The sequence below is a fragment of the Sorangium sp. So ce131 genome, assembly GCF_051519095.1.
Lineage (GTDB): Bacteria > Myxococcota_A > Polyangia > Polyangiales > Polyangiaceae > Sorangium.
The window spans coordinates 13922268-13949170 of record NZ_CP150455.1 but is presented as its reverse complement, the minus strand read 5'-3'; the positions used below and the strand labels follow the sequence as shown (position 1 = coordinate 13949170).

The 26903-nt window shown below is 72.5% G+C and carries 17 protein-coding genes and 3 pseudogenes; 5 read left to right on the top strand and 15 right to left on the bottom strand.

Annotation, left to right across the window (positions count from 1 at the left end; genetic code table 11):
* Positions 1 to 228 precede the first annotated feature (228 nt).
* Positions 229 to 2958, bottom strand: a complete 2730-nt coding sequence (locus tag WMF43_RS50730) for an SUMF1/EgtB/PvdO family nonheme iron enzyme (RefSeq protein WP_437676323.1) — start codon at positions 2956 to 2958, stop codon at positions 229 to 231.
* 61 nt (positions 2959 to 3019) lie between these two features.
* Between WMF43_RS50730 and WMF43_RS50725 the strand changes: the two genes are divergently transcribed.
* Entirely contained in the window at positions 3020 to 3949 is a 930-nt protein-coding gene (locus tag WMF43_RS50725) for an FHA domain-containing protein (protein WP_437676322.1), read from the top strand.
* A gap of 30 nt (positions 3950 to 3979) precedes the next feature.
* Here the strand turns inward: WMF43_RS50725 and WMF43_RS50720 are convergent, their stop codons facing one another.
* From WMF43_RS50720 to WMF43_RS50705, 4 genes and pseudogenes are all read right to left on the bottom strand, one after another.
* Positions 3980 to 4828 (bottom strand): mechanosensitive ion channel family protein, encoded by an 849-nt coding sequence (locus WMF43_RS50720; protein WP_437676320.1) that lies wholly within the window; start codon positions 4826 to 4828, stop codon positions 3980 to 3982.
* A 169-nt stretch (positions 4829 to 4997) separates the two neighbouring features.
* Positions 4998 to 5702 (bottom strand): hypothetical protein, encoded by a 705-nt coding sequence (locus WMF43_RS50715; protein ID WP_437676318.1) that lies wholly within the window; start codon positions 5700 to 5702, stop codon positions 4998 to 5000.
* A 361-nt stretch (positions 5703 to 6063) separates the two neighbouring features.
* Positions 6064 to 6366: pseudogene (locus WMF43_RS50710) on the bottom strand (hypothetical protein); the annotation flags it as partial.
* A 301-nt stretch (positions 6367 to 6667) separates the two neighbouring features.
* On the bottom strand, positions 6668 to 8476 hold the full coding sequence (locus WMF43_RS50705; RefSeq protein WP_437676316.1) for a c-type cytochrome: 1809 nt from the start codon (positions 8474 to 8476) through the stop codon (positions 6668 to 6670).
* A 673-nt stretch (positions 8477 to 9149) separates the two neighbouring features.
* Between WMF43_RS50705 and WMF43_RS50700 the strand changes: the two genes are divergently transcribed.
* From WMF43_RS50700 to WMF43_RS50685, 4 genes are all read left to right on the top strand, one after another.
* Complete coding sequence (locus WMF43_RS50700; protein WP_437676314.1) at positions 9150 to 9320, top strand: hypothetical protein; 171 nt, start codon at positions 9150 to 9152, stop codon at positions 9318 to 9320.
* Between the two features lie 498 nt (positions 9321 to 9818).
* Positions 9819 to 10865, top strand: coding sequence for an ABC transporter substrate-binding protein (locus WMF43_RS50695; protein ID WP_437676313.1), 1047 nt, complete (start codon positions 9819 to 9821; stop codon positions 10863 to 10865).
* 138 nt (positions 10866 to 11003) lie between these two features.
* On the top strand, positions 11004 to 11789 hold the full coding sequence (nudC, locus tag WMF43_RS50690; protein ID WP_437676311.1) for an NAD(+) diphosphatase: 786 nt from the start codon (positions 11004 to 11006) through the stop codon (positions 11787 to 11789).
* Between the two features lie 67 nt (positions 11790 to 11856).
* Positions 11857 to 12627: an SDR family NAD(P)-dependent oxidoreductase gene (locus tag WMF43_RS50685; protein WP_437676309.1), complete on the top strand. Its 771-nt coding sequence runs from the start codon at positions 11857 to 11859 to the stop codon at positions 12625 to 12627.
* 223 nt (positions 12628 to 12850) lie between these two features.
* Here WMF43_RS50685 and WMF43_RS50680 read toward each other — a convergent pair whose 3' ends face one another.
* From WMF43_RS50680 to WMF43_RS50635, 10 genes and pseudogenes are all read right to left on the bottom strand, one after another.
* Positions 12851 to 13126 (bottom strand): hypothetical protein, encoded by a 276-nt coding sequence (locus WMF43_RS50680; RefSeq protein ID WP_437676307.1) that lies wholly within the window; start codon positions 13124 to 13126, stop codon positions 12851 to 12853.
* Positions 13123 to 13290: pseudogene (locus WMF43_RS50675) on the bottom strand (HNH endonuclease); the annotation flags it as partial. The gene WMF43_RS50680 and the pseudogene WMF43_RS50675, both read right to left, overlap by 4 nt.
* A 506-nt stretch (positions 13291 to 13796) precedes the next feature.
* Positions 13797 to 19768: pseudogene (locus WMF43_RS50670) on the bottom strand (RHS repeat-associated core domain-containing protein); the annotation flags it as partial.
* Positions 19769 to 20127: 359 nt separating this feature from the next.
* A complete protein-coding gene (locus tag WMF43_RS50665; RefSeq protein ID WP_437676306.1) occupies positions 20128 to 21099 on the bottom strand; it encodes a hypothetical protein in 972 nt (323 codons plus the stop codon).
* 472 nt (positions 21100 to 21571) lie between these two features.
* Positions 21572 to 22096: a hypothetical protein gene (locus WMF43_RS50660; protein WP_437676304.1), complete on the bottom strand. Its 525-nt coding sequence runs from the start codon at positions 22094 to 22096 to the stop codon at positions 21572 to 21574.
* Between the two features lie 89 nt (positions 22097 to 22185).
* Positions 22186 to 22452 carry a hypothetical protein gene (locus tag WMF43_RS50655; RefSeq protein ID WP_437676302.1) on the bottom strand — a complete coding sequence of 89 codons (267 nt, stop codon included), beginning with the start codon at positions 22450 to 22452 and terminating at the stop codon, positions 22186 to 22188.
* A gap of 227 nt (positions 22453 to 22679) precedes the next feature.
* A complete protein-coding gene (locus WMF43_RS50650) occupies positions 22680 to 23534 on the bottom strand; it encodes a carbohydrate ABC transporter permease (RefSeq protein ID WP_437676300.1) in 855 nt (284 codons plus the stop codon).
* The gene (locus WMF43_RS50645; RefSeq protein WP_437676298.1) at positions 23531 to 24412 is read right to left on the bottom strand and encodes a carbohydrate ABC transporter permease; all 882 of its coding nucleotides are present in this window, start codon (positions 24410 to 24412) and stop codon (positions 23531 to 23533) included. Before WMF43_RS50645 ends, WMF43_RS50650 begins: the two co-directional genes overlap by 4 nt.
* Positions 24409 to 25755, bottom strand: coding sequence for an ABC transporter substrate-binding protein (locus tag WMF43_RS50640; protein WP_437676297.1), 1347 nt, complete (start codon positions 25753 to 25755; stop codon positions 24409 to 24411). Before WMF43_RS50640 ends, WMF43_RS50645 begins: the two co-directional genes overlap by 4 nt.
* Entirely contained in the window at positions 25752 to 26903 is a 1152-nt protein-coding gene (locus tag WMF43_RS50635) for an ABC transporter ATP-binding protein (RefSeq protein ID WP_437676295.1), read from the bottom strand. The genes WMF43_RS50640 and WMF43_RS50635 overlap by 4 nt, the downstream gene beginning before the upstream one ends.

Sequence of the window (26903 nt, the reverse complement as noted above, 5' to 3'; positions counted from 1 at the left end):
GCGCGCCCGCAGGCGACAGGCCGTTCTGGGCCAGCTCATAGCAAGCCGTGCGCCCCCGATCCTCCCGCGCGCCCCCGGCCTCCTCGAGGGCAGCCCGGGGCGCGCAGAGCGCAGGCGACTCCGTCCAAGCGGGCCCTGGGCCTCACGCCCGCCGCGCCGACGCCGCGCGCTGCGTCGCTCCAGGCTGCCTCACGGCGCGCGGCGCGTGGCAAATTGCCGCGGGCCGCGCTACGCGCCCCCGGCGACGGGCCGGACGAGGCGGAAGCCCACGGCGCTGAAGCGCTCGTCGGGGCGCGCGGCGAAGCGGCCCGCGGCGCGGCACACCGCGGCGGGCGCCGAGACCCACGAGCCCCCGCGGAGCGCGCGGAGCCCCGGATCCGCCGAGGCCGCCGGGGCGACGCGCGCGACGCCGTCCACCACCGCGGGCCCGTCGGGGGTCCAGAGCTCGATGCACCAGTCGCGCACGTTGCCCGAGAGGCCGCGCGCCGCGTAGGGGCTCTCGTCGGTCGGGTAGTCGTCCACCGGCACCGGGGTCGCGGGGCCCGGGCGGCTCCCCGCCATGCAGGCCCACGTCGGCTCGGGCTCGTCGCCCCACGGGAAGAAGCGCCCGTCGACGCCGCGCGCCGCCTTCTCGCGCTCGAGCTCGCCGGGCAGGCGCCACGGCACGCCCGTGCGCGCCGCGAGCCAGGCGGCGTAGGCCGACGCGGCGTGCCAGTCGACCGAGGCGACCGGGTGGCGCGCCTGCGCCTCGTGCTGCGGGCCGAGCACGAAGCGGCCGCCCGCGTCCCGCGCGAACAGCGGGACGTCCACGTTGCCGGCGATCGCGCGGGCCGCGCGCGGGCACGCCGCCACCGCCTCCGGCTCGCGGCCCTGGGCGAGCAGATCGTTCAGGAACTCGAGGTACTCGGCCTGCGTCACCGGGTGCCGCCGCACCACGAAGCCGTCGACCCAGATCCGGCACGCCGGCAGGCTGTCGCCCGCCAGCGCGTCCCCGCCCGCGGCGAACCAGCCCGCCGGGACGTAGACGTCCTCGTCCCCGAGCGCCTCCGCCCGCAGGAGAGCCACCGCGTGCGGCGCGGCGCCGCCCGGCCGCACGCCGTCCCAGTGCTCGCCGCGGCCGATCCTCACCGGATACCGCACGTCGCGGTACCCGGGCGCGCGGATCAGCAAGAGGTAGCTGCCCCGCGCGAGCGGGACCTCGCGGAGCGGGGTGTGGCCGAGCAAGCCCTGCGGCTCGACGCGCAGCCGGCGCTCGTGCTCGACGTAACGGAGCAGCCAGACCTCGGCCCCCTCGGGCTCGGTCCGCAGCGAGAGGGCGCCGCTGCCGCGGAGCAGGGCCACGTGCCGCTCGCGCGCGTGCGCCCGGAGGAACGCCTCGGCGCGCGCCGCGGCCTCCGCGTCGCGCGCCGCCTCGGCCGCGCGCAGGTCGACCAGGTAGGCGTCCGCGAGCGCCGCGTGCGCGTCGTCGCAGTCCGGGGCCTCGTTCAGCGCGGCGCGCAGCTTCTGGTGCCACGTCGCCTCGTCGAGCGCGGCCGCGCGGTCGAGCGCGCGCGCCTCGTCCTCGAGCACCCAGCCCTGCACCTTCTCGGCGGCGGGCGCGAACGGATCGAGGCGCGCGAGCAGCGCCTTCGCCTCGGCCCGCAAATCCCTGGCGCGCGCGCGCAGGCCCTCGATCAGGGGGGCAAGGGCGCGCGCCTCCTCGACCAGCGCGCGCGCCCGCTCACGGCGGCGCGCGCCGTCGAGGAAGCCGCGGATCTCCTCGGCGAGCGCCTCGACGCCCGCGAAGCGATCCGACGGCGACCGCGCCATCGCCCGCTCGCAGATCGCGACGAGATCTCGCGGGACCGGCCCGCGGCACCGGGAGGCGAGCGGCTCGGGCGCCCGCTGCAGGACCTGCGCCACCACGGCGAGCGCCGTGCCCCGGTACGGGGGGGTCCCCGAGAGCAGCTCGTACAGGATGGCGCCGAGGGCGTACACGTCGCTCGGGGGCCCCAGGCGATCGAGCTCGCCGCGCGCCTGCTCCGGCGGCATGTAGACCGGCGTCCCGAGGATCAGGCCGGCGTGGGTGCTGTGCCCGCTGTCCTGGAACGCCGCCGCGAACGTCCCGCGCGCCGTCGCGCGGGCGACGCCCCAGTCCATCACGAGGACCTCGCCGAACTCCCCGATCATGACGTTCTCCGGCTTGAGATCGCGGTGGAGGATGCCGCGGCCGTGCGCGTACGCGACCGCGTCGCAGACGCGGAGGAAGACGTCGAGCCCGCGGCGCAGCGCCTCGGGCGAGGGCCCGACCTCGTCGCCGGCGTGGAGCGCGCGGATGAGCGCGCTGAACGTGCGGCCGCGGACCTCCTTCATCGTGAACCAGAGCTGGCCGGTCGGGAGCATCCCGCAGTCGTGGACGGGCACGATCCCGGGGTGCTGGAGGCAGGCGGTGAGGCGCGCCTCGGCGAGGAAGCGCCAGCGCGCCTCGTCGTCGGGCCGCTCGAGATGCAGGAGCTTCATGGCGAGCACGCGGCCCATCACGCGGTCGCGCACGCGCCGCACCTCGCCCATGCCTCCCCGGCCGATCAGCCCGAGATCCTCGTAGCGCTCCCACGGCCACGCCGCGGCCGGCGCGCGGACCTCGGCTGCGGCGGCCGCGCCGACCTCGACCGCGGCGGCCGCGCCGACCTCGGCTGCGGCGGCCGCGCCGACCTCGGCTGCGGCGGCCGCGCCGACCTCGACCGCGGCGGCCGCGCCGACCTCGACCGCGGCGGCCGCGCCGACCTCGACCGCGGCGGCCGCGCCGACCTCCGCCGCAGCGGCCGGCGGCTGCGTGGTCCGGACCAGCGTGGGCAGCACCCGGCTCGACGACGCGCGCGCGGCGTGCTCGGCGAGCACGCGCTCGATGTCCGCGCAGACCTCCGAAGACAGGCGCAGCTCGCTCGCCAGCCTCCGGAGAATTGCGGCGGGATCGCTCATGAGGAGGGGTGTTCGTGCGACGCCGTTGAAGGGGTCGTCGGCGCCATCCTACGCTGTCCCCATGGCGGTCTTGAAGCACGAAGCCCTCGGCCTCCGCGTCACGCTCGCGGCGCGCTCGCGCGTCGGGCGAGCGCGCGACTGCGGCGTGCGCCTCGCCGATCGCTGCGCCTCGGGCGAGCACGCCGTGCTGTTCTGGGACGGCGCGCGCTGGTGGGCCCGCGATCTCGGCAGCACGAACGGCACCCACGTCGGCGGGCGCCGGCTCACGTCCGCCGAGCGGATCCAGCTCGAGGCGGGCGCCGAGCTCGTGTTCGGCGGCAGCGCCGAGCGCTGGATCCTCGAGGAGGCGGGCCCCCCGGTCGCGAGCGCGCGGTCCGAGCGCACCGGCGAGGTGCGCGCGGCCGAGGAGGGCCTGCTCGCGCTCCCGGACGCGACCGATCCTCGGGCCACGCTCTTCGAGGATCAGCACGGGCGCTGGCACGTCGAGATCGACGGGACGGCGCGCCCCGCCGTCGACCAGGAGCCGATCGAGGCCGGCGGCGCCTGGGTGCTGCACATCCCGCCCCCCGCGCCCGACGGCGCCGTGCCGACGACCACCTCGACCTCGGCGAGCCCCAAGCTCATCGGCGTGACCGTCCTGCGCTTCGAGGTGAGCCACGACGAGGAGCACATCGCCCTGTCGCTCGTGCAGGGGGACAAGGTGACGCCGCTCGCCGGGCGCGCCCACCACGAGCTGCTCCTCGTGCTGGCGCGCGCGCGGCTCCGCGATCGGGACGAGGGGCTGCCCCCGGCCGAGCGCGGCTGGCTCTACGTGGACGAGCTGCTCGGGAAGCTGCGGCTCGACCTGCATCACCTCAACGTGAACGTCTTCCGCGCGCGCCAGCAGCTCGCGCGCGAGGGGGTGCTCGACGCGGGCTCGCTCATCGAGCGCCGGACCATGACGCGGCAGATCCGGCTGGGCACCGAGGCGGTCGAGGTGCTCCGGCCCTGACGGGGCGCCGCGCCGGGCCGCCGCCGCGCCTCAGAGCGACGGCGACGAGCGCCGCTCCGGATCGCGGCGCGGGATGTGCAGCTCGCGCTGGGGCATCGGGATGACGATCCCCTCCGCGTCGAGCCGCTCCTTGAGGTGGCGGGTGAGCTCGAGCCGCGCCGGGAAGAAGTCCTCCGGGAGCGTCCAGGCGCGGACCAGCAGGTTGATCTTCTGGTCCGCGAGCTCGACCACGTCGACCGACGGCGCCGGCTCGGACAGGACGCGCGGCTCGTTCGAGAGGACGTCCCTGAGCGAGGTGATCGCGTGGGCGATGTCGGCGCTGTAACTGACGCCGATCGTGAGATCCATGCGCCGGCGCCGCGCCCGGGTGAAGTTCTGGATCTTGGCGGACCGCACCTTGGAGTTGGGCAGCGTGATCGGGACGCCGTCGAAGCTCGTCAGCTTGGTCTGGAACACGTCGATGGCGTCGACCACGCCGGCGGTCCCGTCGATCTCGACCGCGTCGCCCACGTCGAACGGGCGCAGGACGAGGAGGACGAGCCCGGAGGCGACGTCCGAGAGCGTGTCCTTGAGGGCGAGGCCGATGGTCAGGCCGGCGGCGCCGAGCACCGCGAACAGGCTCTTCGTGTCGACGCCGAAGCGCTCGAGCACCGCCATCGCGGTGACCGTCAGGACGACGAGCCGGCTCAGGCTGGCCAGCACGGGGACGAGGGTGAGGTCGATCTGCGTCCACTTCTTGCCGAGCGCGCGCACGCTCCGCGCGGTCCAGACCGACGCGATCCACCCGATCACCGCGATGATGAGCGCGCTCGCGACGCTGGCCCCCTGGCTCCTGAGGAGCTCGATCGGCGTGCTCAACGTCGGAATCCCCTGCTCCACAGCGCATCCTCCTCGCCGCGCGCGGCCGCGCGCGGCGCCGGCGGGAGTTACCCGCGAACGCGGCCGGCGGAAAGCCCGCCGGGCCCGGCGGCGGCCGGGGGCGCCCGGAGCGGCGGCGCGCGGGGATGCGGCGCGCGCCGCGCGGCGGGGGTGGCGGGGAGGCCTAGGCTCACCCGGAGGAGGCGGAGCCGTGGGCGCCGTCGCCCTTCGCGACCCTGGCCTCGACGTGCGAGGCGAGGCGGCGGAGCCTGATCGCCGCGAGCTCGAGGCCGCTGACGAGGCCGTGGAGCAGGTCGCCGATCGGGCCCTGCTTCGCCGGCCCGGCGGCGCGCGCCGGGCGCGCGGCGAACCACGCGAGCTCGCGGGCGGCCGCCTCCACGAGCGGCCTGCGCGCCGAGAGCCAGCGCGCGCACCACGCGGCGAGCAGCGCGTCGCCTTCCACCGTGGCGACGTACTGGATCAGCTCGACGAGGTCCACGCCGTGGCGCATCCCGAGGATCGTCCCGCGGTAGGACTTCTCGGCGGTGAGCAGGTGATCGGCCACGTGGTCGCGCAGCGCCGAGAAGACCTCGCCCACGGCGCTGCCGCCCGCGCTGACGGGCAGCCCGCGCACCCGCATGAGCGACGGGAGCTCCGACAGCACGTCCTCCGCGTGCGCTGAAACCGCCCGCATCGCGTGCGCCGGGGGCACATCGCCGAGGCGCTGCGCCTCTACCAGCGGGTGGGTCTTCGCGGAATGCTCGGTCTGGAAGAGCTCGCGGACGAGGTTCGCCAGGAACGCGCGCCCCTTCTGGCCCTCTCTGCGGGGCGCGCCGTCTTGCTTCTCCAGGTGGTCCTCGCCGTACGCAACGCCGTTGCTCTGTGTGTTCTGCATGGTCGTCCCCTCTCCCCGTCTCGCGGCGAGTTCATGCCCCGCCCTCCGCGCGCCGCGCGCCCGACCTCGCGCCCCGCGACGTCGTCCGCCGCGGCGCCCCTGCCCTCCCCTTCCGCGGCGCGCCCTGGGTCGCCCGGGAGCTGCTGCCCGCCGTCGTCCGCGTCGTCCCCGCGCGCGCGTTGCCCGCCGCGGCGCCCTTCGTCGCCGCGCCCCGCTTCGCCGTCGCCCGCGGCGCCTTCTTCGCCGCCGTCCCCGGCGCCTTCTTCGCCGCCGTCCGCGGCGCCTTCTTCGCCGCGCTCCCGGCCGCCTTCTTCGAGGCGCTCGCCGGCGCCTTCTTCGCTGCCGCGCGCCGCGCGCCGCCCGCCGCGGCGTTCCGCTTGCGCGTCGCCGCCGCCTTCTTCGCCGCGGCGCTCCGCGCGGACGCCGGCCGCGCCCTCGACGCGGCGCCGCCCTTGCGGCCGCCTTCCTTCGCCGGCTCCGTGTTCACCTCTTTGCCCCGCCCCGACCCCGACTTCTTCCCTCCGCCGGTCATCTTGTTGACGGTCGCCCAGGCCCGCCGCTCGGCCTCACCCTCCGAGACGCCGCGCTTCTCGTATCCTTCCTCGATGTGCTCGGCCTGTCGCTTCTGCTTCGACGTGTAGCTGGATTTGTCGCCTCTCGGCATGGTGCCTCCTCGGAGCCTGTCTGCTGTCCGGGTCCGCTCCTTCCCTCGAAGGCACGACTCGCCCTGTCTGCGAGCGGCAGAGAGTGCCTGTGGCTCGGATCCACCGGGACGCGGCGTCTGCCGTCCATAAAGGAGCAAGCGCGGTGCCGTCGCGTGATGGCAATCCGGATTTCCCGGCTTTCGCGCGGCTCCATCGCCGCGCCGGCGTCGGGGCGCCGGCGCAATTTCGTGGCAATCGGCCCCGGGTGGGGAGGAACGCCTCAGCCGAGATCGACGGCGTGAGGCGGGGCGACGCGGGCTCTCAGAGGGACTCGAGATAGGCGACCAGATCGTCGATCTGCGCGGAGCTCAGCCCGGAGATGTCGCCGTGGCGCGCGCCTCCGCACTCCGGGTCGAAGCGATCGCGGAGCGTCGCCGCGCAGCCGTCGTGCATGAACGGCGCGCGCCCGGCGATGCCGATGAGCGACGGGACCTGCAGGCGCTCGCCGCGGCCGACATCCTCGTTGAGGTTGTTCGTGAGCATCTCGCCGCTGTGGCAGCTCGCGCAGCCCACCTGCTTGTCCTGGAAGAGCACCGCGCCGCGCGCGACGGCGGCCTCGTCCTCGGGCGGCGAGGTCGGGAAGGCGGGCAGGCTGTCGAGGAACCGCTCGATCAGCGTGATCCGGCGGGGTCCGGGCTGCGCTCCGCCCATGCGCGAGACGAACACCTCGCCCATCAGGTGCGAGAGATCCTCCTGGTCGCCGCCCCAGTGGAGGGGGGCCGTCTTCAGGACGCCGCCGCCCACGGTCTGCGTGCGCCGCAGACCCAGGTCGGTGAACTTCCACGTGTGCCCGTCCTCCTGGCCTTCGGGGTGGCACGAGGCGCACGCGGTGGTGCTGAAGCCGTTCGGCGCGCGGTGGAACATCTCGTGACCGGTGTCTCTCACGCTCTCGCCCGGGAGCGGGATGAGACGGCCGCCGAGCACCTGCAGCGCCGCCGGCTCGCGCAGCTGCACGACGACGTCGCCCTGCCCGTCGAACGCGACGGCGACGGGCTGGCCCTCGAGCTCCTCCACGTCCGCGACCGCCCGGCCGGTCTGCGGGTCGATGTTCGGGAGCTGGCAGCCGTCGCCCTCCCCCTCCGCGCCGTTCACCTTGGTGACCGTCGTGCGCGCGACCACGTTGTTGCCGGCGCCCACGACGGCGAGCTGCAGCCCGTCGGGCGCGATGGCGACGTCGACCGGGAGCGAGACCCCCGGCACCGCCGGGGCCGGGGACTGGTACAGCGGGTTGTCCTCGGACGTATCCGCCGGCGCGACGACGCTGACCGCGCCGTGGACGATGTTGCCGTCGCAGCCGGCGGTGCTGTAGTAGCCGCCGCCGATCGGGATCTCCGACACCATGGCGCGCTGGTGCACCATCGCCGCGCCGCCGCGCGGGAGCGGGACCATGCGCCACGCCACGGACGGCGCGAAGGACGACCCGGAGCCCCCGAAGAGCGAGCTCGCGTTGAAGTCGGGGAGCGTGCGCCGCGAGAGCACCTCGCCGTCGGGGCCGATGACGAGCGTCTCCGCGGACCGGAAGCGGCTGACCAGGAGCCGGTCGCCGTCGACCACGACGTCGCGCAGGTCGGGCGCGGGGCGGAGCTTCCGGACCGCGGCGCCGCCGGCGGCCGGCAGCGTCACGAGCTCGCCGCCGGCGCAGGCGACGTGGACCACGTCGCCCTCGGCCTCGTAGGCGACCCCGCGCGGCGCGCGGCAGACCTCCCTGCGCGCGACGACCGACCGCGCCGCGACGTCGAGGGTCACCAGGGCCCCGCCGCGCCGGAGGGCCACGTGGACGCGGCCGTCCGCGTCCTCGACGAGCCGCCCGGGCTCGTCCCCGGCCTCGAGCAGGACCGCCGCCGGCTCGCCGCCGCTCAGGTCGACGATGAAGACGCGGTCGCGGTCGGCGTCCGCCGCCACCGCGGTATGCCCGTCCCGGGAGATGAGCAGCGTGCCGCCGCTGATGGCCGGCGGCGGCACCTCGGTCACCGTGATCCGGGGATCAGGGCCGTCCGTGAAGGCTCCGGGCGGCGGCTCCGCGCCGGGCCCGCAGGCCGTGAGGCCCGCCGCGAGAGAGCCTGCACCCAAGAGCCCGCCCATGACAAGAGATCGAGAAAAGCGCTGACGCATGAGGTCCTCCGTTTGCCGCGCGCGCGAGCTCAGCAAGAAAGGCTCCAAGGCCGATGTTGGTTTTTTCGACGGCGTTGGTTCCAGCCGACGACTCGCCTGCGGCGCGCCGCGGGCTGCGGCGAGAAGGCTGGTTTCCGGGCGAGGCGCCGCCGTGGGCGAGGCGCGAACGGCGTCGCGCGGGCGGGCGCGAACGGCGTCGCCCGCTACGCACGCGCGGCGCGCGGTCTGACAACGGTGTCTTGGTGTGCCTCGGTCACAGCCGGCCGTGCCGGGCGCGGTCGGCGGGCGCGCGGTGCGTGATGCCGAGGTCAGCGTTAGGACCGCTCCGAAGTGGTAGGACCGCTCCGCGGAGCACGCGCGGGGCACGCCCCCATGCTCGCATCGGGGCCTCGACGCTCGCCGAGGTTGCCCTTCGTCCAGGGCGGAGGATCACACCGCGTCGCCCGCCGGGAATGCTCGGCCCGGGGCTGGCGCCTCCGCAGGGAGGGGAGCCCGCCCGGCCGCCCACCGGGCCGGGTGTTTGCGGGAGTGCCTCCCTTCCGGCGAGTGCGCCGCGGGCACGCCAGGTTGCCGCGAGAGGGAGTGCAGGAGCGACGCCGAGCGCACCGGGCCGCCGCGCCTGCGATGCGGGGTGCGGCGGTGCGTCGACGGGCTCTGCGAGGTCGAGCGCTACGAGGGGCGAATCGACTCGCGAGTGCGGGGCGACTGCATGCAGTTCGAGCGCACGGATACACAAGGGTACGGAGAGGAGCTCATCGTGCTGGAGAAGCAGGACGACACCTGCGGCGGTGTGGAGCCATGATGAGCGGCTGGGCTTCAGCTCGGAGCCATCAACTCTCCGGCTGGTTGTCCGATGCGTAAGGGATTAAGGGCGCTCGTGTACCGGTGCCGGGCGTTCACCTGCCCTGCCGCAGCGCTCCGTCACCGTCAGTCACCGTCGGTCGTGGTCCGGGGCCAGGTGGAGCGCTCTTCTGGTTCCGTTGTTGCGCCTCGTGGTCCGGGGCCAGGTGGAGCGCTCTTCTGGTTCCGTTGTTGCGCCGCTGCACGGATTCGAGCAGCCCCTCGCCGCCGCTGTTGCTCCCGCAGCAGCTCCGCCGCAGCTCGGCCACATCCGAGGAAGGATCTGTTGCCCCGGGGCAGGTCGCGTCGTTGGACCGGGTCGTGCATTCCTCGGGCTTGATGCTTCCGAAGCATTCGCATTTCCTTGTCCCCCCGCCGTTCGAGCGCTGGACGTGAATTTCATCGTAAACCTGTCGTCGCTCGCCAGGCTGCGAGGGACGACAACCGGAAGGGAACTTGCATGAAACAGCTGTTCAAGCTGCTCGCCTTGGTGATCGCGCCGCTCGCCATCGCGCTGAGCGCCCGCGCTGCCGAAAAACCCAGCGAGATCCGCGTCGCCAACCCCGGCGTGGGCGTCGGCAACCGCCCGGTGGTGGGTGGCTCGGCCTGGTCGCTGGTCAACCTGCAGGCCGCGCTCGAGAGCGAGTTCAGGAGCGATGGCATCCCGGTGCGCTGGAACTTCCTGCGCGGCGCCGGGCCGGCCGTGAACGAGACGTACGCCAACGGGCTGACCGACTTCTCGTTGCTCGGCGATCTGCCGTCGATCATCGGCCGCGCCGGCGGCCTGAAGACGCGCATCCTCGCGAGCGGGCCGAAGACCAACCTGTACATCGCCGTGCCCGCGGACTCGCCGATCCAGAGCGTCAAGGATCTCAAGGGCAAGCGCTTCGCGGTGTTCAAGGGCACCTGCTTGCAGCTCTCGGCGGCGCGCATCCTGGAGGCCAACGGGCTCAGCGAGCGCGACGTCCGCGCCATCAACATGGACAACGCGACCACCAAGGCGGCCCTGGCCACCAAGGACGTCGACGCGGCCATCGGGCTCAATGATCTGCTCGCCCAGCGCGATCAAGGCATCGTGCGCATCATCTATTCGACCAAGGGCGACCCCCGCTACACCTGCAACAGCACCATCATCGGCTCGGACGAGTTCATCCGGAAGTACCCCGACATTACCAAGCGCGTGGTGCGGCAGTACGTCCTGGCAGCCAAATGGCTCGCGGATCAGGAGAAGAACCCGAGCGAGGCGTACCGCCTCTGGTCGCGCTCCGGCGTCCCGTTCGCGGCGTTCAAGGAAGACTGGGCTGGCGAGTCCGTGCGCGAGAAAGACAGCCCGCTCGTGGACGCCTATGTGGTAGCCCGCTACAAGACGAGCATCGCGGACGCCAAGCGCCTCGGCTTGATCCGCGCGACGTTCGACTTCGAGCCCTGGGTCGACCGCAGCTTCCTCGATCAAGTCCTGAAGGAGGAGAAGCTCGAAGGTTTCTGGAAGCCCCGCGCGGTGCCCTGACGCAGCCAGGGGCTCGAGGCGAAGCTGCCGACCGAGGCGACCCGAGTTTCTGCTGTCAGCTGTCGTGCGCGGGGCTGACGGCGCTCGGCGGACCTCGTACACTGGCGCTTCGTTATGACGGCCAATGACGAGTTCGTGGTGATCGTGCGCGAGCTGGATGTGGTGGTAGAGCGCGCCGGCGGGCTGTTCCTCGGCCGGCGCGATGCCATGCCGGTGTTCGCCGGCTCGCCCGTGTTCCTCGGCAAGTTCGAGGATCGCGGCTGGTACGCGGCGCGAGCTCGACCCGACGTCGAGCTTCCGGCCGAGCTCGCGTTCGCGTCGGTCCGCTCCCTGTTCTCCGAGCTGTCCGGGCCCACGCTGCACATCCTGGGGTGCGCGCTCGCTGGCGTCGAGTTCGCCGAGACGCACCGCTACTGCGGGCGTTGCGGAGCGGCCACCGAGCCGGGCGCCGCGGCGCCGGACGGGCGCGAGCCCAGCGTTGGTGAGCAGACGCGGCGCTGCCCGAGCTGCGGGCTCAGCGTGCACCCGCGGATCGCGCCCGCCGTGATCGTGCTGGTGGAGCGCGAGGACCGCGTGCTCTTGGCGCGCAGCGCGCGCTTTCCACCGGGGCGCTTCAGCGCGGTGGCAGGCTTCGTGGAGATCGGCGAGTCGCTCGAACAAGCGGCTGCGCGCGAGGTCCGCGAGGAGGTCGGCGTCCAGATCCGCGATTTGAAGTATTTCGACAGCCAGCCTTGGCCTTTCGGTCGCTCGCTGATGATCGGCTTTTCGGCCACGTATGCCGGCGGCACGCTAACGCCGGACGGACACGAGATCGTCGAAGCCGACTGGTTCTCGCGCGAGCAGCTGCCCGACCTCCCGCCCAAGGTCAGCATCGCGCGCCGTTTGATTGACGCCTTCGTCCAGCGCTCCACGCCGCGGTCCTGAGCGAGGTCCGAGCGGCGAGCCGAAGACGCGCCGATGAAGAACGCGTTCTCTGTGATATACCGCGCGCATGGACCTCGGATTGAATGGCAAGGTGGCTGTGGTGACCGGCGGCAGCGAGGGCATCGGCTACGCAACGGCGAAATCGTTGGCCGAACACGGCGCCGGCGTGGTGATCGCCGCCCGCCGCGCAGAGCCCCTGCAGCGCGCCGCGGAGAGCCTGCGGGGGCGCGGTGGAGAGGTGTTGCCGGTCGTCGCCGACGTCTCCAGGCCCGAGGACGTCGAGCGCCTGGTGAGCACGACCGTGCAGCATTTCGGGCGGCTCGACATTCTGGTCAACAACGCAGGCACCAGCCGCGCCGCGCATTTCGAGAGCGTCGACGACGCCACCTGGGCGGCAGATCTGGATCTGAAGCTGCACGCCGCGATCCGCGCCTCGCGCGCCGCCTTGCCGCACCTCAAGCAGCGCGGCGGTCGCATCATCAACGTGACGACCTGGGGCGGCAAGCAGCCTGGCGCGAAATCGCTGCCCACGACCGTGAGCCGCGCCGCCGGGATCGCGTTTACCAAGGCGCTCTCGAAGGATCTCGCCGAGTACGGGATCCTGGTCAACACCGTCTGCGTCGGCGTGATCAAGAGCGGCCAGCAGGCGCGGCGCGCCGAGCAGCTCGGCCAGCCCCTCGAGCAGTATTACGCGGATGTCGGCCGCAGCGTGCCGCTCGGGCGCATGGGCGAAGCCGAGGAGGTCGCCAACGTGATCACGTTCCTGGCCTCTTCGGCCGCGAGTTACGTCACCGGAGCGAGCATCAACGTGGACGGCGGCGCGTCGGGGGTCGTCTAGATCGGCGGTCACCCGCGAGAGCGGCGGTCACCCGCTTCGTCATCCGGCCGGGCCCCGTCGTGACGCGAAGCCGGGACGTCCGTCATCCGGCTCCGATCCTCTCTGTGCGAGCGGAGCCCTGGTAACACTTCGGACCGGGAGCTGCCTCGCCATTGGCAGAGACGGGCGATCCCATCCACCCGGACGCAACTCGGTAGGGCAACCCTTGTCTCTCTGCATGTCATCACTGCGCTGCTGGAGCTATCTTTGTCCTGTTCCATGCGAGCCCCACTGAGCTGCGCTCTGCCTCCCAGTCGACTGGCAGATCGAGCACATCGCGCAATGAAGGATCAGCAGCAAGAATGTGGTTCATTCCGACCACGCGCGGAATCGCGTCGGAACCATGAGAATCGCCACACAAGAACTGCCAGGCTCCACCTTCATGCGCCACAAGCAACACAGGACGGCTTCCTTCGAAGATGTGCTCGCAAACGTATGCTGCAAATTCACGATCGCTCATCGGTTTCTCCACTCCTCAGGAGTCTGTGCTCCCTTGGATCGATTGCACGTGCGGCACGTGGGATCCAGATTCTTGTCCGTCGTTGGGCCTCCACGCGAGTATGGGATGCGGTGATCTGCTTCGTAAGTGTTTGGCTGCCCAGGCTTCGTAGTTAGCTTATTACCGCAGTGTTCGCACCGTGGCACGCCATCCGCATCTCGGGCACGTTCAAGGCCTCGTTCGCGCTGTTCGGGAGAGAACCTCCGCGGTCCTTGCTCCGTTGCAGCGGGCGCTGTTGTCTGGGGGCCCCTACTCCCCGACCCGCTCGACATCATCGCCTGCGACAGCCCCCGGATCCCCGCCGCGATGTTGCCGACGCCGCCGACGACGAGCCCGGTTGACACCACGATCGCAGGCACGCCGATCGCCGCGCCGATGCCGGTAGCGCTCGTGATGCCTCCGAAGAGTTCCCCCGTCAAGCCCCCGATCGTGAGGGCGATCCCACCCATGATCTGCCCGACGGCCAGCCCGATCCTGGCTTGCGGTGTCCCCTGGTCGAGCGCTCCCGCGGCGTCCAGCAGCCCGTGACCCACGACGGCGAAAGGAACCGACCCGAGCAGGAGCCCCGCGAGGAACCCTCCCTCGATCTGGACATAGGGGTTCTGCGACCAGTCTACCGGCGCCGTGGTCACCGGCTGGGGCACGAAGCCCGCGCTGGTCCCGAGCACGCCGACGTCGTTCGGCGGCCTGGCGCCGCCCGTCTCGGCCGCCATGGCGTTGGCATCTTCGTCGGCGCGCCCCTCATCCTCCGGCAATTGGCCGATCACGTCGATCACGATCGGCGCCATGCCGAGCTCTTCCATCGCGAACTCCGCCCCAGCCTCCGGGATTGCTTCCTGAAAGCCGCCCGGGTCGACGTAGACGAGCGGGTTGTTCAGCACGTAGCTGTACGGATTCCAGCTCTGCCCGAAGGACGGAATCGAGACGATCGGGTCCGTTGTCAAGAACCGCCCGATCCTCGGATCGTACATCCTGCCCTTCATGTTCACGACCCCGAGCTCGTCGTCGCTCTCGTGCCCCGTGAACCCCTGCGTCGTCTCGCTGGAGAACGACGCCGGCACGGGCTCCCCCCACACGGGGTTCCTGCGCTGCCCGAACGGGTCGTAGCTCCGCCGCTCGGTCACGTCGCCGTCCTCGTCGGTGAGCGCATCGACCGAACCGAGGTGCTCGACATGCACGTAACGGGTGCCGGCGTCCGGGCCTCCCCGGGTCACGATCGCCACCACGCGCTCCGGCGAGTGGACATGGTACCGGTGCTCCACGGCGCCCGACGCCGCATCGGTGACCCGCTCGTACAGCTCGCCGAAGTAGAGCGTCTCCTTCTCCGGCGTCGTCTTGCGGATCCGCTGCTGGTCGCCGTCGTAGCCGAACGTGATGGTGCTCGCGCCCTGCGTGATGCGCGCCGGCAGGTCGAACGGCGTGTAACGCACCGTCGTGCCGCCGGGCCGTGCGATCTGATTGCCGGCGGCGTCATAAGAGAAGCGACCCGCGCCCGCGCCGGTGACCGCGTGCGGGTGCAGCGGGTCGTCGTACGAGAGGGCGCCGACGTCCAACTTGAAGGTGAGATTGCCGTTCGGGTCGTAGTCGTAGCGGAGCGCGCAGGGCGCCGACGAGCGCTCGACGGCGCTGAAGTACGCGCAGGTCAGCCGGTGGAGCGGGTCATACCGGAAGCGCTCCGTCGTGTTCTCGGGCTGGAGCGCGTCGGTGCGGCGCGTGAGGTTCAGGAGATCGTCGAACCCATAGTCCAGGTCCTGCACCTCCCCCGCACCGCTCTGCGTCACCACATGCCTCAGGCGCTGCTTGTCGGCGAAGTAGCTCCGCTCTGTGACCGCGCCGTTGCCGAACACCTCCTCCCGGAAGCGCCCCGCGTCGTCCACATCCGTCAAGCGCCAGTAGGCGACGCGCGTTCCGCTGTCGCGCACGGCGAGCACATGGCCATGCGCGTCGTGCTCGTGGGCCACGACGAACGGCGCCGCGCCGACCGGCGCCGGATACGTGACCGTGTCGACCCGGCCGAGCGCGTCGTACCCCAGCCTGGCCTCCAGGCGAGAGCGCTCGCCTTCGATGCGGAGCGCGATCGTGTCGACCTGGCCGCGGTCGGTGTACCCGTACGTCTTCTCCCCGTCGGGGCTCGTGAGCGTATGGATCTTGCCGACGCCGTGCGCTGCGGTATCCCAGGTCCACGTCGTCGTCAGGCGCTCGGCGGCATGCTGGTCCACGCGGGACCGCGGTCGGCCGAGCGCGTCATACGCCCACGTGGTTTCTCGCCCGAGCGCATCGGTCGACGACATCAGCTCGCCGAAGCCGTCATGGATCGAGACGGTCGTGCCCCGATCGGGATCGTCGAGCTGCCGGGTGCGGCCGAGCGCGTCGCGCGTCGTGCGCGTGACCGCGCCGCCCGGATCGGTGACCGTGTGCAGCAGGCCGAACGGGCCGTACGCGTAACGGGTGATCCCGCCGGCCGCGTCGGTGATGGTCTCGATGCGCCCCAGCGGATCCTGCTCGGTCGCCGTCACGTGATCGAGCGGGTCGGTGACGCGCACGCGCAAGCCGTTGTACTCCGTCGTCGTGACCGCGTTCCACGGCGTCGTGTGCCGCACTTCGCGGCCTACGGCGTCGTATTCATAACGGTCGTACAGCACCTCGCGCTCGGGCGTATCTTCGCTCACCGGTACCGAGCGCCGCGCGATGTGCTCGCCCAGCGCGTCGTACCCGATCTCCTGCATGATGCGCCTCGCATCGCCCGAGCCCTGCGACGGTTCCGGCTCGGGCCCGTACCACAGCCACCGGATCGGGCGGCCGAGGCTGTCGAGCTCGACCGTATCGTCGGCTCCGCCGGTCGTGGCGCTCCGCTGCCTCACCCGCCACGCATCCTGCCCCGGGCCGCCGTCCTTGGTGCGGGAGAGCGTCACCGTCGTCGTCGTGCCATCCGGACGCCTCTCGACGCCGAGGCGCCCGAAGCCGTCGTACGCCCACGTCGTCACGAGCTGATTCGGATCGACCCGCTTGAGGAGGACCCCAAACGCGTCGTCGAACTCCACGAGCGTGGTGTGCCCGGCCGCGTTCACGTACTTCTCGGGGAACATGCCCTCCTCGTCGAAGTCCGTGCTGGATGTCCGCTCGTGGCCGAAGGCGTCCTCCGCCGTGACGCCGGTGATGTTCCCGAAGTCGTCGCGCGCGTAGGTGAGCGTCAGCTTCGTGTCCGGCAGGCCGTCGTCGCTCTCGGTGGACTCGGTCTCCACCTCCCCGTAGATCGTGGTCGTTCGCGTGAGGGTCCGGCACTGCGACATCCCCGCCGCCGCGCTGCACTCCTCCTGCGTCTCGAGCTGGCCGAGGACCCAGCGCTCGGTATCGTTCTTGAACTTCCGCCTGACCTCGAACGTCACGTCGACGCCGTCCGTCGAGACCTCCTCGGCGCGCACGTTGCCGAACATGTCGAAGTCCGTCACCGTCGCTACCGAGTCGCGCAGCGCCCTCGCGCCGTCGCCGCCGCCGCGCTCGATCTCCCGCACGTACACCTCGACGGAGGGCGCCTCGCCGCTCGGGGGCGGATAGACCCCTTGCGCTCGCCTCACCCGGCGCTCGGTGGGCAGCGTGAAGTACGTCGCGCCGTCGTTCGTCGGTACGAGCGCCCGCGTCACGTCGACGAACGAGAGCTCGATCTGCTCCGGTCTGGGCTGGCTCGCCAGCCCCGGAGCCCAGCGCCACGTGCGCTGGACGCTCCCCGCGAAGGGAAAGACCTGGAGCTCGTCGTCGAAGGTGACGTGATCGTAGGCGTCGATCGTCACGGCGCCCGTATCCAGGTCGGTGACGATCCGCTCCCCGAACCCGAGGAATCCGCGGCCCAGCCGGTGGTAGCGCCCGTCGCGGTAGCCGACCTCGAAGCGCCGCGGTCGATCCGCGCCGCTATTGAGGGCGTACGCGCTGACCACCCGGCGAGGTCCCACGACGCAGCGGCGCGGATAACCGCAGTCATCCGCCGCGGCGGAACGCGCCACGTAGAGCGGGCTCCGCCGCGTCGGATCCTCCTCAGCGCCTTCGCCAGTCACCGGCGCATCGGTCAGGTGGCCGTACGAGATGCTCACGCTCGGCACGAACTCCGGCTCGATCGGGTCGTGCGCGTTCATCCCGTCGGAGACCGCGACCAGGAGATCCTGATCGGCCGAGAGGTTCTGGAAGACGTTGAACACGCCGCCGAGCGGCAGGATCACGTCCTGGGCCCCGTCCCCGTTGACGTCCCCGATGCGCGCCCCGCGTGGATCGGCCAGGGTGACGGCGTCGCCCAGGCTGGCCTCGAACGGCACCTCTGGGTTGACGAGCCTGAACGGCGCCCCCGCGCGGTCGCCGGTCGCCAGCAGCACGGCCCAGGACGGCAGCGCATCGGAGCCGCCGAGCAGCATGCCGGGTGGGACGGGCATGAGCAGATCCTGCCGCCCGTCGCCATTGAAGTCGAGCGGCACGGCGAACCGGAAGAACACGTCCTGATCCGGGGCGCCCAGCAGGTCGCCCGAAGCTGAACGCATCGACGGTCCGGAACGGCGAGGCCACGAAGGTCGTCCCCGTGTTGAGGTAGGTATAGAGCTGGTGGTCACGGGAGTCCGACGCGACGGCATCGGGTAGCCCGTCGCCGTTCACGTCGAGAAAGACGACGCGGCCCCCGGGCCACACAATAGGGAGCTCGGTGTCGATCACCTCCCAGCGTCCCTTGCCCCGGCGCATGAGCGCGTCGTAGCTCGATCCGAGGAGGACCGTCCCGTCGTCGAACCGCCGCAGGTAAGGCACGATGAGGTCGATCTTGCCGTCGGCGTCGACATCGAGCGTGTGCAGCTCCGTATCGCAGGGATATCCGGTGAGCAGCTCGATCGATTCGCCCGTGGGGTCGAAGCCCGCGGGCGTCGCGCCGCGCACGGGCCTCCAGAGGTGGAGGTTCCACACGGACGAGGCCGGGAACGGCGACTGTCCCACGCGGTCGTGGTCCTCGCACTGGAGCAGATCCGGAACGCCGTCGCCGTCCAGGTCGGCGAGGTGCATCGAGGCGCCGGGGCTGCTCAGGCTCGGCGGCGCGGGCTCGACCCCGAGCGGGAACGGCCGGCGGAGCCCCGTGTCGTGGAGCGCGAAGGTCCGGTCCGGGCGGGACAGGAGCACGTGCCACGTCGTCTTGGCGTCGAAGACGTCGTGCAGCAGGACGTCGGTTCGGCCATCGTCATCATAGTCCAGGGCCGTCCCGAGCTCGGGCTGAAGAATGGCCGGATCCGAGGGCCCACCCGGTTCGGTGACGAACGGCCACTCCTCGAGGAACGCGAGCTCCGCCGGTGCGAGATAGGTCGGCGAGGCGCGCGACCCCAGGTTTCGCGCCACCAGCCACGCGGTGATCGGATTCATCGGTGTGCTGAGCCCCGCGACCATGTCCGGGATCACGAGGTCGTCGAGGCCGTCGCCGTCGCCGTCGAACACCATCGGGCTCGCCAGCCTGGAGACCGGCTTGTCGATACCCGTCGTGAGCCGCTTGAACCCCGGCTTCGCCTGACTGTACTGAAAGCGGGTGGGAGGCTTGCAGACCTCGTCGCTCGTGCACTCCTCGACCTCGGTCAGGAGCGTCCGGCTCGTCGCCGGGCTGAGCTCGTAGCGGAACCCGTAGCGCCGGACCAGCGCGTCACCCGGGCCGAGCATCTGGATCTCCTCCAGGCGAAGCGAGCGCTGGAGCGCCATGCCGCCCGAGTAGCCGGTGCCAATGGCGGCCGGATCCTTGGTTGCATACACGAAGCGTACCGCCCGGGAAGGCTCGATCGACGGCGTGCCCTCGAAGCCCGTGTATCGAATCTCGTCCACCGCGTACTCGGCGGCATGGCCGTCCTCCGCCTCGGCGAGGCAATACGCGTACGTCATGGCGTTGCCGCGGCCGTCACGGGCCTTGTCCGCGAGCCACGCGCGCGGGACGCCGCCCCGCGCGAGCGGCTTGCTGCCCTCGGTGCGCCCGTACTCGACGACGCGGCCGGCGGGCAGATAGGCCTCGAAGAAGAGCGCCTCGGCGGGCGCGCCGCCTTCCGGAGGGTAGTGCCCGATCACCTTGACGAAGCTGTCCGGGAACGTCCGGTACTCGACGGTCCCCGGCCCCTGTCCCACGGCGACGAGGCGCTGGCCATCGAGGCAGAGCTCGTCGTCGCCGTCGTACCGCACGCCGCGGATCTCCCCGTCTTGCGCGAGGGTCTTCGGACATCGCGTGATCGCGGACAACCCGGTGATGGAGAATCCGGCGCCGAGCACGCCGTCGCCGCCGTCGCTGCGATAGACGACCTGGATCTGAGGACCCACGCCCGCGCGCGAGGGCGGGGAGGTGAGGTCCATGGTGTACACGGCCTCCCCGGTGCTCGTGATGGAGAACGCCCCCGGGATGGTGCCGGCAGCGACGGTCCCGACCTCTGGCGCGGGACGGGACGTGGCAGGGCCCCGTGTGCGCTGGGTCCGGCAGGCGACGAGGCCATGAGGCGGCCCCGCAGGCGGCTCGCCGAAGAGGCAATGGCACCCGCCCGACGCGAGCACGCAAGCGAGAAACATCCAGAGCGGGATGAACGCCCGGAGCAACCATCGCGGAACCGCCGCCATTGCAGCCTCCCTGGCAAGCAGCAGTGCCACGGCGCTGCATCGCGGGTCAAGCGCTGGGCTTAGGCCGAACCGCCCCCGCCATGCCGATAGGGCGGCATTCGTGAATGCATCTGTGCCTGTTCAGCGTGCACGCCGCGGGTGCCGCAGCTGCCCTCGTCGAGGTACGATTGGCCGTCCACGATAGATCAGCCGCGAGGACAGAGCCATCCGAGCGAAAGCGCGCGGATCGGCCGGCGTGCACGCTGCCTCCACGCACATGAGCGCGGTTATCGGCCGAGCCTGGTATATCCGAGCTTGAATGGATTGAGCCGATAGGGGAGGCAAGCGCGCTGGCAGCTCCCGTCGGAGGACGCCTTCGTTCAGACCGGCGCGTCGTCGCCTTCGAGCGGCTCCTCGTCGTCCGGCGGCGAGCTGCCGGCGCCGCCATCCACGGCCGCGCCGCCCCCGGCGGCGCCGCCGTCGGCCGTCTCGGCGACCTTCTTCCGGACCTTGCGGCTGAAGAGCCGCCGCGTCGCGATCGGCACGAGGCGGGGAATGGTCGGATCCTGCTCGTTGCCGCGCTCGAACACCCGTACGATCTGCTCGAGCAGGATCAAGTTGATGCCGTCGGCCCGGTCGAGGTCGCCGCTCGTGACCTTCTGGCCGGCGGGCCGTGCGGCCGCGGTCTTCGCCGCCTGGGTGAGCTCCTTGGCCGTCTCCTCGAGGCGCTCGACGTAGTCCTGGTCGAGCCGCATCAGCCTGGCCCGCACGGCCAGGGGGCCCTTCTTCTGCGTGAGGTAGCGCTTGCCGAGCGCGGCGAGCTGGGTGAGCCCCCGCGCGAGCGCGGCCGGGTCCTCCGCGGTGCCGACCGCCTGCGCGAGCTGCTCGCGCGCCTCCTTCCCCGAGCCGGCGACGCCGCGCAGGACCTCGTAGGCCTGGTCGCGCAGGAGCAGGGCGCGCGAGAGCGCCTCGCGCAGCGCCGCGTCCTTCGCGGCGCGCGCGGCGTCCTTCTTCTGGCCGGCGCTCTCGTGCGCCTCGAGCAGGCGCTCCAGCGCGAGCGCCTGCTCGACGGCGAGCGCGAGCAGCTCCGGCGAGAAGCCACGCAGCTTCTCCCGTTTGTCCTTCAGCGCGCTCGACCAGCACGCGTGCGCCGTCGCGTAGAGGCGGCGCATGTCGGTCAGGACGCGCGACGAGGCGATCTGCCGCCCTCGCTCGACGAGCTGGGATTCGGTCGTGCCGTCGAGCAAGGCCTCCAGGAGGCCCGGCTCCGGCTTGCCGAGCCGGTCGGCGAGGGATTCGAGCGTCGGGTGGTTGTCGTCGGTCTCTTCGATAGGAGAGGTAGGTTTGGCCATTCGCGCAGGCTAAGCGCGCGTGGCGCGGCATGTCGAGGCAGTGGCACGTTTTGGCCATGGCGCCGGCGAGCGCGGGTGCACGCGTGTCGGTAGACCACGACGGCGGGGCGCGCGAGACGGAGCGCGCGGCGCGAGACTGTCGGCGTCGCGGCGGAGGGCGTCGCCATTCCTGGAGGGAACCATCGTCATTCGAGGTGGCGCCTGCCGTCATCCCGCCCCGAGTTATCGTCATCCGGCCGGGAAGCGTCGGCATCCGGGCTGGCCTCCGTCGTCGCCCGGCCGGTGGACGTCGTCGTCTGGCCGGGAAGCGTCGGCATCGAGCGCGGAGCCGCCGTCATCCGGCCCGGAGCTGTCGTCGTCGGGGCAGCAACCCGTCGTCATCCACCGGGGGACTCGTCGTCATCCGGCGAGCGCCACGTCGTCATCCGGCCGGCCCCTTTCCGACGCTCGCCGATACGGGTGCTCCGGCGCGTTACCTTCGCGGCCGAATCGACCGGCACACCGCCTCTGCCGCCCTGGGGTCGCGGCCGCTCACGTCTGCCCACGAGCACTGATAGTTGCCGGCGGCGATCTCCCGGTAGATGACGTGCGCCTCGCCGCCCGACCGACCCGGCTCGGCGCCCGGCAACGTCGGCCTGTCGTACGTGAGCTCCCACCCGTCGGACGTCACGACCTCGCGAAAGTTCGAGCCCGCGCGGCTCTGCTCGAGGCTCGCCTTCTCCGCTTCGAGCGAGAGCCGCTGCGCGGGCTTGGCGATCTCGACGTGGTAGCCGTCGGGGCGGGTCAACACGACGCTCGGGCGCACGCCGCTCGGAATGCCGCCGAGCCCCTCGGGCCCGGGCAGCACCCCGTCGGTCTCGTGCGCGTGCGCGCCGTCGGCGCGGTACTGGATGCCGTAAAAGTCTCTCCAGGCCCCCTTGCCGTCGGTGCAAGCGGCACAGGCGAGCACAAGCGCGAGCGGGGCACAGCGGGGGCGCGGCGACTTCATCGACGTCACGCGGCCATGATAGCCGCGCCGCGCCCGCGGCCTCCAGCGCAGACGGCCGAACCTCGGCCAGACCGTCCGCCGTCAGCGGCGGGTCGCCCTCAACGGTAGGAGGAGCGGTATCCGACGAGCTCGTGCTCGATCTTGACCAGCTTGTTGTAGAGGCCGATCACGAGGAGAGACGGCACCCACTGGCCGATGAAGTTCGCAATCTGCTTCTTGCCAGCCGCCATGAAGGTGGCCGAGAGCACCATGGACCCGATCGCCAGCCCGAGGTAGGCGCCGGACGGAACCTTGGCGGTGCTCTCCTCGATTCTCGTCGTGACCTTGCCCTCTTCCTTCTGCATCATCGGTTCGGTCGTCGTCATCGTCGGATCTCCTTCCGAGGCGCCGGATCGGCGCTGCGCTTGGCGCCGTGAGCGGGTGCGACGACCGGGCCAGAAATGACGGCGTCCGGACGGGAACAAACCGCACAGCGGCGCCGCGCGGCCGCGCCGGCCCGGCGGCGCGCCTCGCCGGAGCGCCCCGTGCTGGAGCGCCTCGCGGAGCGCGCGCTGCCGGAGCGCCCCTGACCGGACTCCGCCCCTCGCCCCGCTCAGATCCGCGCCGTCACCGCGCGCAGGAGGTGCCGCTGCGCCGCAGCGAATACGAGCAGCACCGGCAAGCTCAGGATCACGTTGCCGGCCATCACCAGGTGCCAGCGGACCCCTGTCCCCTGCTCGCGCAGGAGGGCGATCGCGAGCGGCAGCGTGCGCACCTCGTCGTCGGTCGTCATGACGAGCGGCCAGAAGTAATCGTTGTAATGGAACACGAAGCTGAACAGGAACAGCGCCGAGAGCGTCGGCCGCAGCATCGGGCCGAGGATCCCATAGATGATCCTGAGCTCGCCCGCGCCATCCATCCTCGCCGCCTCGATGATCTCGTCCGGCACCGAGAGCAGCGCCTGCCGCACGAGGAACGTCCCGAGCGCGCTCACCCCGAACGGCAGGATCAGCGCCGCGAACGTGTTCACGAGGCCCACCGCGCCGAGCATCGTGAACACCGGGACGAACGTCACCTGCGCCGGGATGAGCAGGCACGCGAGCACCAGGACGAACGCGGCGCTCCGCCCGGCGAACCGGAGCTTCGCGAGGGCATACCCGGCCGGCAGCGCCAGGGCGATCTGGAGCAGCGCGATGGCCGTCGCCATGAACAGCGTGTTCGCGAAATACCGCGCCACCGGGACGGCCTGGAGCACCTCGCGGTACGCGCCGAGCTGGATCGCCTGCGGCAGCGGGTAGGCCGGAGCGCGGGTGATCTCGGGCAACGTCTTCAGCGAGGTGACCGTCATCCACGCGTACGGCCCGAGCCACACCGCGGCCACCACGACGAGCACGACCTTCGAGGCCAGGCCGCGCGCGGCGAAGAACCCCGCGCCGCGCGGCGGGCGCTCGCGGCTCCCCGCCGTCACGACGGCCGCCTCCCCTCGCGCGGCGCCCCGGCGCGCAGCGCCCGGAGCTGGAGCACCGTGAGCAGGAGCAACAAACCGAAGAAGATCACGATCATGGCGCTCGCCCGGCCGACGCGCAGGTTGACGAAGACGTGCTCGTAGATCGCATAGACGAAGAGGGTCGTCGCCTTCACGGGCCCGCCCTGCGTCATCACGCGGACCACGTCGAACGCCTGGAACGAGAGGATGAGGCTCGTCGTCGCCACGAAGGCGGCGCTCGGGCGCAGCAGCGGCCAGGTCACGTGGCGGAACCTCCGCCACGGGCCGGCGCCGTCGAGCGCCGCCGCCTCGTGCAGCGCCCGGGGGATGTCCTGGAGGCCCGCCAGGAAGATGACCATCGCATAACCGGTGATCTTCCAGACGCTCACCGCGGCGAGCGCGAGCAGCGCCGACCGGGGGTCGCCGAGCCAGCTCATCGCCGGCAGGCCGAGGCCGCGGAGCGCCGCCGACAGGAGGCCCTCGGCGTCGAGGATCCACATCCAGAGCAGCGCCACCGCGACCCACGAGACGACGTAGGCGCTGAACACCGCGCCCCGCACGAACGCGTAGACGGGCCCGGGCCGGTCGAGCGCCACCGCCAGCGCGAGCCCGAGCGCGCTGGAGAACGTCACCACGACGGCGCTGTAGCCGAGCGTGCGGAGCAGCGTGCCGGTGAGCTCGCCGCTCGCCGCGAGCACCTCGTAATTGCGCAGCCCGACGTAACGCGGCGGCGTGAGCAGGTCCCAGCTGTAGAAGCTGTTCTTCGCCGCGAGCAGGAGCGGGACCAGGAAGAACACGGCCAGGAAGGCCGCGGTCGGCAGGAGGAGCAGGTACGGCGAGAGGGGGTGCCTGGGCTTCATAACTCGCGCGCCGCGCGGACGGCCTCGGAGAGGGTCTCGGCGGCGTCGCGCGGGGCGAGCACCGCCTCTTCGAGCCGGGGCTGCACCGCCTCGCGCTGGACGCGGAACAGCTCCGGGGACCAGGGCCAGGGCGCGGCGTGCGCGAGCTGGTCCACGGCGACGCGATCGTTCGGGTGCGCGGCGTAGTAGCCGCCCTGCGCGAGCGCCTCGAGGCCGCGGCGCGAGACCGGCATGTAGCCCGTCCGCGTCGCCCAGGCGTTCGCCTGCGCCGGCTGCATCATCCAGCGCAGGAACGCGGCCGCCGCCTCCTGCGCCTCCGGCGCGGCGCCCCGGGGCATCACGAACATCGTCCCGCCGGTGGGCACCGAGGCGCGCACGCCGCGCGGCAGCGGGGCCGCGCCGACCTCGAACCGGCCCGCGCCCGCCTGGCCGGCGTTCTCCTCCAGGTACCGGAGGAACGCGGTCGAGGTCCAGATCATCGCCACCCGGCCCGCCAGGAAATCGGTGTTCGTCACCTGCCACGCGTTGTAGTCGCGCCCCGGCGGCGGCTTCATCGTGTGGTCCTCGTGCACGAGGGTCTGCCAGAACCGGAGCGCGCGCACGCCCGCCTCACCGCCGAACGCCGGCGCGCCGTCCGGCCCGAGGAGCTCGCCGCCCGCCTGGCCGACGAGCGCCGCCCAGAACCACCAGTCGATCGGGCACTCGAACCCCCACCGCCGCGTGCTGCCGCCGTCGCGCACGACGAGCCGCGCCGCCGTGGCGCGGAGCTCGTCCCAGGTCGACGGCGGCGACAGCCCGAGCTCCCGGAACACGTCGCGGTTGTAGTAGGCGATCGGCGTCGATCGGTTGAACGGCAGGCAGACGAGCGGGTGATCGCCGCCCCCCACGAACGTGCCCTGCTGCCCGAGCGCCTCGACGACGTCGAGGTCCTCGGCGGCGAAGAACCGGTCGAGGGGCTCGAGCACGCCCGCCTCGGCGAGGTAGGGCACCACCTCGCCGACCACGTGCGTGAGCGCGGGCGCCGCGCGCGCGGCGAGCGCGGTCCGCAGCTTGGCGAGCGCCTCGAAGTAGTCGCCCTGGTACACGGCGTCGATGTGGTAGCGGTCCTGCTCGCGGTGGAACTGATCGACGAGCGACAGGAGCACCTCGCGGTTCTTGCCGCCGTAGGCGAACCACAGCGAGGCGTGGACGCGGCCGTCCGGCGCCCGCCGCGCGCACCCGGGCGAGCCGGCGGCGGCGGCCGCGGCGATCGAGGCCGCGAGCGCCCGGAGCGCGCCGCGCCGCGAGACGGCGCCCGCGCCGGGCGAGGCGGACCGCGCCGCGCCGCGCGCACCGCCGCTCACGGCGCGGCCCCGGGGACGATGCGCGTGCCGGAGCCCGCGTCGAACCAGAGCACCGCGCGCGGGTCGAGGCGCGCGCGCACCGCCTCGCCCGGCGCAGGCGTCGCGAAGCCGTGCGCCCGCGCCCGCAGCCGGGTGCCGGAGGCGTCGAGGTACAGGAACGTCTCGGCGCCGAGCGGCTCGGCGACCACGACGCGCGCCTCGATCTCTGCCCCGCCCGGCGCACCGCCCGCCCCGCCCGGCGCACCGGCCTCCGCCCCCTGCGCACCGCCCGCGCCGCCCTGCGCCTCGGGCCCCAGCGCCACGACCAGGTGCTCCGGCCGCACGCCCGCGATCGCCCGATCGGGCAGCGCCGCGCCCCGCGGGGCGGGCAGCGAGAGCCCCGCGCCCTCGTACCGCTCGCCGGCGCGCTCGAGCGGGATCAGGTTGATCGCCGGGGTGCCCAGGAAGCCGGCGACGAAGGTGTTCGCCGGCGCCTCGTAGATCGCGCGCGGCGGGCCGACCTGCTGGAGCTCGCCGGCGCGGAGCACGGCGATGCGGTCGCCCATGGTCATCGCCTCGACCTGGTCGTGGGTCACGTAGACGCTCGTCGTGCCGAGGCGGCGCACGAGCGCCGCGAGCTCGACCCGGAGCTCGGCGCGCAGCGCGGCGTCCAGGTTCGAGAGCGGCTCGTCGAAGAGGAACGCGGCCGGGGCGCGCACGATCGCGCGGCCCATGGCGACGCGCTGGCGCTCGCCGCCCGAGAGCTCGCCGGGGCGCCGGTCGAGCAGGTGGCCGATGCCGAGCAGCGCCGCCGCCTCCTCGACGCGGCGCGCGCGCTCCGCCTTCGGGACCTCGCGCATCCGGAGCGGGAAGCCCATGATGTCGCGCGCGGTCATGTGCGGATAGAGGGCGTAGCCCTGGAAGACCATGGCCACGTCGCGGTCCTCCGGCGCGACCCGGCCGACGTCGCGGCCGCCGATCGCGACGGTGCCGCCGTCGGGCGTGTCCAGGCCGGCGATGAGCCGGAGCGCCGTCGACTTGCCGCAGCCGGACGGGCCGACGAGCACGAGCAGCTCGCCGTCCTCGACCTCGAGGGTGAGGCCCGCGAGGGCGGGCCGCTCGGCGTTCGGGAAGCGGCGGGTGAGGCCGCGGAGCGAGAGGGTGGCCAT

Excerpts from the sequence above, each read along its gene's own strand:
- WMF43_RS50730 (WP_437676323.1), bottom strand. The coding sequence starts at position 2,958 with ATGAGCGATCCCGCCGCAATTCTCCGGAGGCTGGCGAGCGAGCTGCGC.
- WMF43_RS50725 (WP_437676322.1), top strand. The coding sequence starts at position 3,020 with ATGGCGGTCTTGAAGCACGAAGCCCTCGGCCTCCGCGTCACGCTCGCG.
- WMF43_RS50715 (WP_437676318.1), bottom strand. The coding sequence starts at position 5,702 with ATGCAGAACACACAGAGCAACGGCGTTGCGTACGGCGAGGACCACCTG.
- WMF43_RS50695 (WP_437676313.1), top strand. The coding sequence starts at position 9,819 with ATGAAACAGCTGTTCAAGCTGCTCGCCTTGGTGATCGCGCCGCTCGCC.
- WMF43_RS50685 (WP_437676309.1), top strand. The coding sequence starts at position 11,857 with ATGGACCTCGGATTGAATGGCAAGGTGGCTGTGGTGACCGGCGGCAGC.
- WMF43_RS50680 (WP_437676307.1), bottom strand. The coding sequence starts at position 13,126 with ATGAGCGATCGTGAATTTGCAGCATACGTTTGCGAGCACATCTTCGAA.
- WMF43_RS50665 (WP_437676306.1), bottom strand. The coding sequence starts at position 21,099 with ATGGCCAAACCTACCTCTCCTATCGAAGAGACCGACGACAACCACCCG.
- WMF43_RS50655 (WP_437676302.1), bottom strand. The coding sequence starts at position 22,452 with ATGACGACGACCGAACCGATGATGCAGAAGGAAGAGGGCAAGGTCACG.
- WMF43_RS50645 (WP_437676298.1), bottom strand. The coding sequence starts at position 24,412 with ATGAAGCCCAGGCACCCCCTCTCGCCGTACCTGCTCCTCCTGCCGACC.
- WMF43_RS50635 (WP_437676295.1), bottom strand. The coding sequence starts at position 26,903 with ATGGCCACCCTCTCGCTCCGCGGCCTCACCCGCCGCTTCCCGAACGCC.